General features: G+C 56.8%; 7 protein-coding genes. 1 reads left to right on the top strand and 6 read right to left on the bottom strand.

Annotated elements, in window-relative coordinates; genetic code table 11:
- The coding region (locus A6723_RS32285; RefSeq protein WP_218188780.1) for a hypothetical protein at nt 1–254 on the top strand (254 nt) is incomplete at its 5' end.
- Nucleotides 255–417: 163 nt separating this feature from the next.
- Here the strand turns inward: A6723_RS32285 and A6723_RS31740 are convergent.
- The 6 genes from A6723_RS31740 to A6723_RS12535 form a co-directional block, all read right to left on the bottom strand.
- Complete coding sequence (locus A6723_RS31740) at nt 418–723, bottom strand: hypothetical protein (RefSeq protein WP_139092963.1); 306 nt, start codon at nt 721–723, stop codon at nt 418–420.
- Between the two features lie 672 nt (nt 724–1,395).
- Nucleotides 1,396–1,704 (bottom strand): hypothetical protein, encoded by a 309-nt coding sequence (locus A6723_RS31735; RefSeq protein ID WP_139092962.1) that lies wholly within the window; start codon nt 1,702–1,704, stop codon nt 1,396–1,398.
- A 194-nt stretch (nt 1,705–1,898) separates the two neighbouring features.
- Nucleotides 1,899–2,303: a hypothetical protein gene (locus A6723_RS31730; RefSeq protein WP_139092961.1), complete on the bottom strand. Its 405-nt coding sequence runs from the start codon at nt 2,301–2,303 to the stop codon at nt 1,899–1,901.
- Between the two features lie 263 nt (nt 2,304–2,566).
- Nucleotides 2,567–2,896 (bottom strand): hypothetical protein, encoded by a 330-nt coding sequence (locus A6723_RS31235; protein ID WP_082450521.1) that lies wholly within the window; start codon nt 2,894–2,896, stop codon nt 2,567–2,569.
- Complete coding sequence (locus A6723_RS32640; protein WP_082450518.1) at nt 2,896–3,210, bottom strand: DNA/RNA non-specific endonuclease; 315 nt, start codon at nt 3,208–3,210, stop codon at nt 2,896–2,898. The genes A6723_RS31235 and A6723_RS32640 overlap by 1 nt, the downstream gene beginning before the upstream one ends.
- A 298-nt stretch (nt 3,211–3,508) precedes the next feature.
- Nucleotides 3,509–11,803, bottom strand: coding sequence for a DUF637 domain-containing protein (locus A6723_RS12535; protein WP_054907297.1), 8,295 nt, complete (start codon nt 11,801–11,803; stop codon nt 3,509–3,511).
- Nucleotides 11,804–11,988: the final 185 nt, after the last annotated feature.

The raw sequence follows: 11,988 nt of genomic DNA, 5'->3' as shown, positions 1-11,988 counted from the left end.
AGCTCGCGCAGCTCTTCGCCCATGCGGATATTGATCTGCAGGTACGACTCGATGCGCTTGCCCTGCACTTTCAGGCGCTACTCGAACATCGCCAGTCGATTGGCCTGCTCTGCTGCCTGCGCCTGCTGGTCAAACAACCAGACGCAGGCCAGCGCCAGGGCCCCCAAAGGAGACAGATATATTCTACGCACTCTAATCCTGACTCCGCACACAGACTCAGAGTAGGGAAAATTAATCTGCGCAATATTCTCTGAAAGACATCTTTCAGTTCGCAAAGGTCAGAAAGGTAGCCGCTGGCTCTGGAGAGAGGCTGCTACGCCTGGCTGCACCTAGTCGCCTTCACAGCGACCGAGATTAGAGTAGAAAAATCAATCCTCCCCCTTTCCTCGGGCGAGATAAATATCAGACGCAGAAATATCAGTACAAAATACAAACCACACACAAACCTATGCAAAAAACCATAAAAACAAACCGTCCTATCTGCTCTCCCCCTGCATCACCAGCGTACTTCAAATAAAGATGCGGACCATACATAGTCATGCCATATAAATATGCAAAAACATTAACCAGAAATACACTTTGCAAAACCACCCTCACAACTCCATCAAGAGCTGAATTAGCGACAATCCCACTCAACACAAAAACTACTATCGCCAGAATTACAAAGAATGAGATCTTTAATCGCTCATCCAGTTTGTTTAGCAAAATATATTTTTGCGTCACTTTTTGCCCCTACATATCAATATATATTCTAAGATCCAGGACACTATAAATAATGGAAAAAGGGGACAGATTTATTTTCTTCACTCTAGTCTTGCCCCACCAGATAGCTTTAGAGTAGACAAATAAATCTGTCCCCTTTTCGGACTAATTAAGCAGGGAAATTGAACTGGACGCTTGGACGGGACAGGCATCGGGACAAACCAACCTATTTAAACCAAGACCCAAACTTACGCGGTTCATCACTAAGAACCCCCGCCTTACGTAAAGATGCTGACATATAGAAAAAATACATCACACTAAAAACAAGCAATGCTGGCACACCACAATAAAAATACGACTTCTCCTCCTCGATACCAAAAATTAATTTAGCCAAAGCTGAGATTACATATGCAAAGAACACAACCGAAAGAACCCAAGAGATAGCATGAACTAGAAAAATCTGGACGACAGCGTAAAGCCTCTGCCAATTCACTATTTATCTCCCTTCATTTAGCGAGCCTTTAAATTCGATAATCTTACCAGAAACTCCATTAACATAAATTAGCTAAAAATGAGCTAAAAAGGGGACAGTTTTATTTTCTTCACTCTAATCCTGACCCGCCAGATCGTTTTAGAGTAGAAAAATAAATCTGTCCCCTTTTCTGTCACCAGCCGGCGCCAGGCGAACTATAATCATACAAAGAATGCAACACCATATAAGACAAGAAAAGAAATGAATGCAACCATTCTAAAAAATTGAATTCCGACATCATTCTCAACAAACGCGCCACATCCTGCAATAAAAAATACCTTATTAAACAGGAAAGAAAAAATATTTAACAAACAGTACATCTGGAAAAATAAATTCCCCCATACATGCCCACTCCCCCACAGTAAAAAACCATTTACACCCACTCCAAACACACCTACAACCAGAAAACAGCCGGCCAGCCAAACAGGAATATATCTACTAGGAAAAATAATATGTTCAAATTTTGTCATCTAAACTACGCCGCCTTCTCCTCAACCACCTCTTTAACGTCTAAAATAGTCATCCCTGCGGAAATTCTATTGTCCAAAACTTCTCCGAGAGAGAAATGGGGCGAATTTATTTTCTGCACTCTAGCCATGACTCTCCAACCAGTTTTAGAGCAGAAAAATAGATCTACCCCCTTTTCGCGGCCCCCTTTTCTCGATCAATGTGGAGGACGGTCGTCGGGAGATTCGGCAGACTCTTCCAACTTCTCTTTATCTCCGTATAAATCTTCGTGGGTCAGGTTTTCCTTGTCGTACCACTGGCCTCGGGCGGCTTTTCTGGAACTTTCTCTCTTTATATAGATAGTTATACCTATAACAAATGAACTTACTATAGCAGTTCCAGATAAAGAAATAGCCAAAAACCTATGGAACCTTTGATCTTTATAGGGCGGATAATTACGCACAATGCCTCTTACATGATCAACCCAAAGGAAGAAATCATCAGCATACCAAAGACAGAAAAAACAGATCCATCCTAAAAAGAAACATCTGACGCACCCCTTTAATGTACCTAAGTCTAACGATCCACCCGGGCGCATCTCCTTGGGGGTTGGCAATAGCATTAGCGTTTATCCCCATCCGTCATCACACCGCCAGCAATTGGCAGAACTCCATTAACAGCTTGACCGATAACCCAGCCGAAGTAAGACCTGAAAAGAGGCCCCTGAAAAGGGGACTGAAAAGGGGACAGATTTATTTTCTTAACTCTAATCCTGACCCGCTAGATAGTTTTAGAGCAGAAAAATAAATCTGTCCCCTTTTCTCCTTTCTGCTCCCCAGCGCAGTGGCTGGGGTTTTCTATTAAAGGCCAATAAAGAGGAGCCACCTATCCGCCATAAGTGAACTCTATAGAAAACTTTCCTTCATCAACGCCTAAAGATATTACACAGCCCGTCCAAATACTCGACTCGGCAGTTAAGTTATTGACAGAAAAATATTCGCGCAGCTTGACCAGCAACTCCGTCAAACTCCCTACCGCCCTACCATCTGGATCAAACCAATTTAACTCACCAGCCCTACTTACATAATCAAACTCATACTTTCCTCCGTCCCCCTCAGAGAAAAGCTCTGCTCGGACTATGATCTTCTGAGCATCTGCTGGGCCAGCACAAACTAAAAGCTGCCCGATCTTCTGATATAGCTCTTGATCACCCATCAGATATCACCTGGAGAGTTCTTAAAGTCAACAATTACTGGACGACCGCTACCAATAGAATATCTAACTGTAAACCTATCTGGACGCACGGAAGAGCCGGAATAGACTGGTTCAATTTTCACACCAACCGTCTGCCCCTGTTTTAGAGCAGAAGCCAAAGTGTTCTCCATTGCCTTCCAGGCTCTCTTATTCAAATCCCCATTCATGGGAAGTAGATTTAGCTGCTCACCGGGACCATTAAATACACTTGCTATTAAATTCCCACCTTCATCACCACTGACTCCGCAGTTACCTCTAACTTCCTTTCGAAACATTCAAAAGAATACACAAACCAAACACAACCCCGTAAAAAACAAAGATATCGAGACCCTCCCTAACTGAGCAGGAAGGTCATTCTCAATAAATCTCTGGGCGCTAAGCGGAGTATATATCGTGCCATTAAATAAAAAAGCCAAAATATTATAAGAGAACACCAGCTGCAAAAAAATCCTTGTCACTCCATCAAGAGTATCCTTAGCGTGCACTCCAGCCCCCCAGAACACCAAGACCATAAAAACAGAATAAAAAGAGAGTTTAATCCATGATGGGACATTCTTAAGGTACGCTATATCACTAATCACGCTTTGCTCCAGAAATAGAGTCTTTTACCTTCTGCTTAAGATCAAGAACTGTTATTACACTTCCTATTTGCGACCCCAAAGCCTCACCAAAAGCCCTCGATAGTCCTGCGTTTATTAGCATATCTTCACCTATCGAGTAGGCTCCCCCCATAGGCTCCCCCTTCAAATATGAAGCAGCCATAGTTGAGCTCATTCCTGTTAACGTGAAAAATTGCCCTCCCAAACCAACCGGACTAAACATCGCGCCAACTGCTGCACCATAACCAAGGTCTTGGACATTCTTTACAAGCAAAGAATTCAAGTAAGCTCTTGATGAATCCGACGAAATATCCAATCCCGCACCATATATCAAACACATTGGATCGGCACAGGAATTCCTAACAGGATAGTAGACTTGGCCATCAACTACAGAGCCAACTACATACTTTGAATCGCCATCAAGCACATTGCCTGTCAACCAATCTCGCCGCTCCGAATCAAGCCCAACACCTAATCCTTCATTGGGGAAGGTCTTCGAAAATCCAGTTTCGGCCTCGCTCGTCCAACTGTACCCCGCAGCGTTCTCCTTGATGTAGGCAATGACTTCCGGATCGGCCTTTTCAAAAGTCTGGACATACAAGCCACTATTGCCTAGGGGTATCCAGTTTCCACCTGCGTCATAGATCCCCGGAATCGCTGCGATCATATCCGTTGCCGGCGTTCTGCCCCCATCCGTAGACGCGATACGCAGGGCCGCCTCAATTTGCTCCGGGGTAAAGCGACCATCACTTTCCTCGGCAAGAGCTTTTGCAAGATTCTTCGCACCAGAGTGCAACTGGGCGTTATAAGCCGTGGCGTTTTTGGCAATCTCTGCCCCCTTGCTCACGTCGCCATTCACAGCCGCCGCTGCCAGTACCCCAACGATCTGCGACTCCATCAGATGGAAATTGGCATCGCCCTTGGCCCAGTCCTTCAGCACGTTGGCCATGGCTTCGTTGACTCCGGCGGCCATGGCACCGGACTTGAAGTCACTGCCAGTCGCCTCGGCTAGCAATCCTCCCATCAGCGCGTGCGCGATGATTTTCTGCGGGCTGCCGTCCAGATAGACATTGCCGCCGTACGCCCCCGCGGCCCAATCACCCACGCCGTTGAATCCAACCGCCATGCCCAAATTGCCGGCCTGCGTACCGAAGGCATCTCCCAGGTTGTCAGCAAAGCTGCCGCCATAAGCCGCTTGTTGCATGACGGCTTGGGACAAGGCCTGGGCGCTGTTGTATTGCGCGAAGGCAGCGATACCTTTCTCGCCTCCCCAGGTGCTGAGGTCGAACCCTTTGGTGACTTGGTAAGAATTGGCGTTGGTTACCCCGTACTGCTCGTTCAAAGCTGGCGATACGACGTACTCACCAACGTAGGCCATTGCATAGCTCTTGAGCGCATCAGAGTTGGTGGCGTGTTGCAGGCCTTTGCCGATGTCTCCACCGTTATTGATGGTGCCAACTGCGAGGTTGCTGGCCATGGCGCCATACAGCGGGCCCAGGAAGTACGAGGCAACAATGGCAATGATGAGCTGCGGCGCCGCGCCTAATCCGGAGTTGCTGTACTTGTACGAGTCGTGAATCTCCTTCACCGCCCGCCAATCCACATCCCCTCTTTGTTCGGCCTCCTTGATCCAACCCAGGCCCGGATCGGCCTGCACCATCGCATCGATGGCCTGGCTTACCGACTTCTGATCGATGTGCTTGTAGTCGATCTTCAGGCCGTCCACCGCCTTAATGGCGATGTTGCCTTGGGCGATCATCTGGGTTTGGCGCAGTGTCTCGTCGGTCTTGCCTTCGCCCTTGGAGCTGGTCCAGGCGAGGTCGCTGTCGCTCTTGGCGTGGCTTTCCTGGTGCAGGTCCTTCACCGCTTCGAAGGTCACTTCGCCGCCGCTGAGGATGGCGATGTCATTGCCGGATTCCAGCTTGGCGCCCTGGTATTTCTGGTCGCCGTTGCTAAGCAGGGTGATGTCGGAGCCGGCGCTGATTTCGCTGCCCATGGCGCGGACGTCGGTGACTTCGTCGCGCTGGGTTTTCTTCTTGCCCCAGGAGCCCTTCTCCTTGCTGTCGTACAGCGAGTAGTCGTTATCGTTGGCGGCGAGCAGTTCGATCTTGTCACCGGCCACCAGGTAGGCTTCGTTGCCAGCAGCGATCTTGCTGGCGGCGAGTGTGATGTCCTGGCCGGCGCTGACCAGTACGTCGCCACCGGCTGCCAGTTCGGAGGCTTGTTGGCGGGTATGGGTGTCCTGTTCGTGGATGCGCTCCTTGCCGTCCTTGCTGCGGATGTCGACATCCTGGTAGTCGGCGGTGGACACCACATTCACGTCACGCCCGGCGCTGACAGCAAGGTCCTGCCCAGCCGTGGCCTTGCTCCCCACCACGTTCAGATCACGCCCCGCTTCGAGACTCAGGTTGCCGCCGGCCGTGAGGCTGGATGCGTGGTTCTGCTCGATCGTGGTGGTGGTGACGTGATGGCCGCCCTGCTGCACGTCGCGCAGGCGGCTGGCGTCGGTGACGGCTTCGAGGTTGATGTCACGGCCGGCGCTGAGGTAAGCATCGCCGCCGCTGCTCAGGGCGCCGCGGTTGGTGATGTCGCGGCCGGCGTCCAGGCTCAGTTTGCTGCGCGCACTGATGCTGGAGCCGCTATCGAGGAAGCTGCGGTATTCACTGCCACCAATGCCGCCGGTAACGGCGGTGCGGTCGTTGACGATGTCGCCGCGCAAGGCGGTGAGGTCGATCTGGTCGCCGCGAATCTGCCCGGCGAGGGCGTTGCGGATGCTGTCGCCGGCGAGCAGGCTGATCCGCTGTCCGGCATCGATCAGGCCGCCCTGGAGGATGCTGCCGCCGGCGACGACGTTGAGGTCGTTGCTGGCGCGCAGTGTGCCGACGTTGATCAAGTTGCCGCCGCTGATGAGGTTGAGGTCACGGCCTTGGATAAGGCTGCCGCCACGCATGTTGCGCTCGTCGGTCTGGGCCAAGTAGACCACCGGGACCAGGACTTGCTGGCCGTCGATGACGCGGCTTTCCAGCCAGACGATGTCGTGGGTGAGCGCGGCGACCTGTTCGGCGGAAAGACCGACACCGACCGAGAGCTGCAGGGCGCTCTTGGCGGCCAGGGCGTTGTCCATGAGGTATTGGTAGAGGTCGTAGTCGCTGGCCAGGCCGTCGAGGAAGCGCTGGCCGGTCTTGGCCTGGATGGCCTCGCGGATCAGGCGCGTTTCGTAGGCGCCATCGCCCAGGCGCTTCCAGGCTTTGTCGGCGTCGTAGCCGAGCTGGCCAAGGAGGTAGTCGGAGCTCAGGAAGCGTCCCTGGTCGGTGAGTGCGGGGTTGGTTTCGATGAGGTAGCGACTGCCCGGATCGCTGTTGCGAATGAACAGGCCGTACTGGCCTTGCGGCAGACGGAAGGTGTCGGCAGCGGTGGGGTCGACGGCAGCGAAGGGTACGCCGGTGTAGTCGACCGGGATGAAGCTGATCTGCTGGCTGCCGTCGGGCGCAGTGCGGGTGACGGTTTCGACGGTTTGCGGGCCGCGCGCCTGGGCATCGCTGGAGGCCTTGTTGATGGTCAGGTTGACGGTGCCGGTCTGCTGCCCGAGCAGGCTGCCGGCCAGTTCGCCGGTCAGTTGGGCGTAGCTGTAGTCGGCGACGGTGCCGTTCTGCAGGGTGTTGGTGACGTTGAGGGTGACGCGGTTGCCGGCCTGGAGGGTGGCGGGCGCGGATTGGGCGTCGTCCTGGCTCCAGGTGATGACGGGCGTGCCGATGACCCAGCGGCCGTTGTTGTAGATGGCCCACAGTTGGTCGTAGAGGCTCTGGTCGAAGATGCCCTGGGCCATCCTGGCGTTGAACTGGTTGGCCAGGCGCGCCATGGTGTCCCATTGACCGGTGGGAATATCGCCGTAGTCGCTGGCGACGGTGTTGATGATTTGGGTTTTCTCGCCGGTGCGTGAGGTGTTGCCCTGGTTGAGCAGATAGCCGGCGTTGATGGTCAGGTCGCCGTTGGCGGCGAGGGTGCTGTTGCGGTTTTCCACCGAGCCGGCATCGATGGTCAGGTTACGCCCGGCGGTCAGCCAGGCAGCGGGGCTGTTCTGGGTGATGCGTTCTTCGATGGTTTCATTGAGGTTGACCTTGCCGCGCTTGTAGGAGTCGTGGCCACCGCAGTGCTGGCCGCATCGCACGTCGTATTGAGCAGCACTGGTGGTCTGTTCGAAGTCGAAGATATCCCGCACGTTTTCCAGGCTGGCAACATTCAGGTGGATGTCGCCTTGCGCTTCGAGGATGCCGGAGCGGTTGCTGAGGCTTTGCGCGCGGCCACCGTCCTGGCCGGCGAAGTCGAGGCTGCTCTGGCTGTAGAGATCGCCGTAGCGGTTGCTCAGGCTGGCCGTGCGCAGGGTCATGTCGCCCCCGCTGAACAGCAGGCTGTCCGGGCCGTTGGCGATGCTTGCGCTGTTGAAGCTGAGAGCGCCAAGGGCACCCAGGGTGCCATTGTTGATGATCTGCGCGGCGCTGCCACGCAGGGCCTGGTTGGCGATCAGCCAACCCTGGTTATCCAGGTTGCCGGTGAGATTGAGCTGGGTGTCCTGCCCACTGGCCAGGCGTCCGCCGCGCTGGGTGAGGTTGGCTGCATTGAGCGCCAGGCCGCGTTGAGCGGACAGGGTACCGGTGTTGTAGGCGTCGCCGTCCAGGGTAAGGCTGAGGTCGCCGTCGCTGAGCAGTTCGCCCTGGTTGTTGAGGGACGCGGCGGTGAGTGTTAGGTCGCTGGCACTGGCAATGCGCTCACCGGCGCCGATGCCCAGGCCGTGGTCTACGTGCAGGTTGAGAGCGCCGTTGAGGTGAATCTGCCCAACGTTGGACAGGCTGCCCAGTTGCCACCATCCACTGCCCAGGCCAGTAAGGGTACCGGCCCCGACAAGGTCGGCCGCGCCCAGGCGGAAGAGGCCGCTGCCAGCATGTTGGATTTCGCCCAGGCCGTTGAGCAACATGGCGCCGCTGGACAGCTCGAAGCCCTGGCTGGCGACACCGATGTTGCCGCCCTGGTTGTTCAGTTGGCCGTTGCTGCGGATATGGCTGCTATCCCCGCCAAGCGCGCGCAGGCGGCCGCCCTGGCTGTTGTCCAGAGTGTCGCTGTCCAGGGCCAGCGAGCCGGACGATTCGATCAGGCCGTTCTGGTTGCCCAGCGCGCCGCTGTTGGTCAGGGTTACGCTGGCACCGCTGATCTGGCCTGCGCCGTTGTCCAGGGTGTGGCCGACCAGGTTCAGGTCGCCCTTGGCAAACAGCTGGCCGCCTCGGTTGGTGAGCTCCCCTACCAACAGTTCGAGTTTGCCCAGCAGGCTGGCGATGATCCCGGCTTCACCGTTGGCCTTACTGTTATCCAGGCTGGCAGCGGTGATCTTCACCGTGTCGCCCTGCACGGTGCCGGCCTGGTTCTGCAGAGTGCCGGCTCCCAGTTCGACGGTCACCGCACCGCCCTGGGCATAGAGGAGGCCCTGCCGGTTGTTCGCCGCGGCGGTTTTCAGCGACAGGCCGCTGGCGCCGGCCAGAACGCGTCCGGCCGCAGAGTTGTCGAGCTTGTCGGCCAGCAGGTCAATGCGCTCACCGCGCAGCGTGCCGCCCTGGTTCCCCAGGCTGGCGACGGCGCGGGTGAAGATCAGTGCCTGGTTGCCGGCATCGATCAGGCCGGTGGCGTTGTTCAGTACGCCGTCGAGGTTCAGGAGAACCTCGTCGCCGTCGCCGACCAGCACGCCACCCTGGCTGTTGTCTAGGTGACTACCGCTCACTTCGATACGTTTGCCCAGGGCCGTACCACCACGGTTTTCCAACTGTGGAGCCTGAAGTTCGAGGCTGCCCTCGCTCTGGATGCGCCCATGGTTGTTTGACAGGCGCTGCGCAGCGATCAGGCTCACCCCACCTTTGCCGGCCACCATCTGGCCCTGATCGCTGTTGTCGATGACGCCGGCGCTGGCCTGGATGCCATCAGCGGCGATGCGCCCACCCCGGTTGTCCAGTTGCCCCTTAGCGGTCAGCAGCAGTTGAGATCCGACCAGCGCACCCTGGCGGTTGTCCAGTCTGCCGGTGTGGATATCGAGGTTGCCTTGCACGGATTGCAGGCGACCCAGGGTGTTGTCGAGGGCGTTGCGCACGACAAGTTTCAGCAGGCCGTCTGCGCTGAGCGTGCCATTGGTGTTGTCGCTGAGGTCGCCCAGTTTGACGTCAAGCGCGCCGCCCAGCAGTAAGCCCTGGCTGTTCTCCAGGTCATCGGCGGAGAGTTTCAGCGCGGCTTTCGCCTGCATTCGCCCGCTCTCGTTATCGACACTGCGCGCGGAAACGTTCAGTTGCTCGGCAACCAGGGTGCCGCCATTGTTGTTTACGTCGCCCTTGACGATGAGGGTCAGCGAATCGGCCAGCAACTTCCCAGAAACGTTGTTGACGCTGCCTGCGCCCACCGACAGCGCCCCACTGGCCTGAACGATGCCGTTGCTATTGTTGAGCGCGCCGCCCAGTTGCAGCGTGAGGTCGCCCTGCTCGGCACTGAGCACACCCTGGTCGCGGTTATCAAGGCTGCCCGCGGTAATGCCCAGGTGATTGCCGACCAGCGTGCCGGCGCGGTTACCCACCGAATTCGCGTCGACCTTCAAGTCACGCGCGGCCTGGAGCTTGCCGCCGTCATTGTTCAGCTCGCCCTGGCTGGCCAGCGTCAGGTCGCCATGGCTGCTGCCGATCAGCCCGCCCTGGTTATCGATACGCTGTGCGTCGATGCGTGCAGTGCCACCAACGATAGTGCCGTGCTGGTTGCCCAGCGTGCCGCCGTTGAGCGTCAGGCTTCCGCCATTCACCTCCAGGCGCCCACCACGGTTATCCAGGTTGACGAAGCTCAGCGCCACGGCTTGCCCGTCGCCAAAGCGCACGAGACCGCCCAGGTTGGCGATGCCCGGAACATCCAGGAGCAGGGCCTGCTCGGCGACCACTTGGGCGCTGGCTCCCAGGTTGTTCAGCTGCGCGGTCGTGAGCGTAACTTCGCGTCCTTGCAGGGTGCCGCGGTTATCCACAGAGTCCCGTGCGGTGAGTGCAATGCGGTCGGCATAGGCCTGCCCGCTGTTATCCATAACGCGGGCAATGACGTTTGCGGCTCCGGTGGCATCCAGGCGGCCACGGTTATTGAGGCTATCGACGGTGATATCGAGAGCCTGCCCGGCAATACGGCGCTCGCCGTCGATCCCGCTGACGATCTGGCCGGTATTACTCAGGTGCGCGGCGTTGAGCTGGACTTGCCCACCGGAGGCGAGGCTCTTGTCCACCGTCAGTTGGCCATCGGCCCGCAGGTTTGCCGTGGTGCTGGCATAGGCCGAGCCCGTGAGGGCGATGTCCTGCGCTTTGGCGCGCAGGCTGCCGGCAGCGCTGGTTTGCGCTAGAGACAACTGGCCGTTGGCGTCGATCTGGATATCACCGGCACTGGCAGCCATGTTGCCGGCCAGCTTCACCCCTACGCCCTGCTCGGTACCCACCAGGCGGATGACGCCAGCGTACATACCGCCCAGCGCGGAGCTGTCGATGGCCAATTGCGGCTTGGAACTCCCGTCGTCCGGCTTGGCAGTGGCAGCCAGAGACTCGCCATCCACCTGGTTGCGGCCGGTTACCACTGTCAGTTGGTTGGCGTACAGATCGGCATTGAGCTTGGCGCTGCGGGTCAGAATCTCGAAACGGTCGACGTTGGAAGCGTTCAGGCCTTTGCCGTCTATCGTGATGCTGCCGCCATCGATGTCGTAACCGCGCAGGCGTTCGCCATCCATCAGCGGCTTGCCAGTGGTGAGCGTGGCTCTAGGCGTATTGATGAAACCACAGCCATTGCAATACACCCCCCCTGGCGCGGCGACGATCACATGGGCCGCCTGCCCGGCCACCTCGGTGTAGCCCTGCAGTTTCGCGAGGTTGTTGCTGGTGACTTCGTTGAGGATCTTTTGCGCCGCCTGCCCGCGCAGGTTCGGATTTCCGACAACGATGCCGCCCAGCTCGGTGGGCTGGGTCCTCTGGGTACTGTTATTGAGGATCAGGCCCTCGGAGCCGACGCCATAGGATGAGAACTTGTTATGCGAAAGCCCGGCGCCGTTGGGGGTGGCGATATTGACGATGGGCACCCCATTACCGGCCGCGCCGATGCTGGTATTTCCACCCGCTGCTGCATCCACCGCCAGCTCCGCCGCGGCCGCGACAATGGGGTTGAGGATCAACAGGCCGGACAGGACGCTGGCAATCAGCTTGCAGGCAGGGTGGCGAATATCCATTTCGAGTGTCTCGTCACGGGAAACCGGGGCGCGAACACTAACGATTGGTCACAAAACAGCCGAGTCAGCAGCTTCCCGACTTGTCGTCTGACGCATCCTTATCCCGCCGTCTCGGCCGCTCGCTCCCGTTCATTTGCGCTACCGTCGCGCCTCCTTGAAGACCCACTCCCGGTTGAAAGCGCCGG

Source organism: Pseudomonas sp. AU11447 (genome assembly GCF_001672555.2).
Taxonomy (GTDB): Bacteria; Pseudomonadota; Gammaproteobacteria; order Pseudomonadales; family Pseudomonadaceae; genus Pseudomonas; species Pseudomonas nitroreducens.
The sequence above is the reverse complement of the archived record's forward strand: the minus strand, read 5'-3'. Positions and strand labels throughout refer to the sequence as shown.

Coding starts and splice junctions, on each gene's coding strand:
- A6723_RS31735 (WP_139092962.1), bottom strand. CDS start 1,704: ATGACAAAATTTGAACATATTATTTTTCCTAGTAGATATATTCCTGTT.
- A6723_RS31730 (WP_139092961.1), bottom strand. CDS start 2,303: ATGCTATTGCCAACCCCCAAGGAGATGCGCCCGGGTGGATCGTTAGAC.
- A6723_RS31235 (WP_082450521.1), bottom strand. CDS start 2,896: ATGGGTGATCAAGAGCTATATCAGAAGATCGGGCAGCTTTTAGTTTGT.
- A6723_RS32640 (WP_082450518.1), bottom strand. CDS start 3,210: ATGTTTCGAAAGGAAGTTAGAGGTAACTGCGGAGTCAGTGGTGATGAA.
- A6723_RS12535 (WP_054907297.1), bottom strand. CDS start 11,803: ATGGATATTCGCCACCCTGCCTGCAAGCTGATTGCCAGCGTCCTGTCC.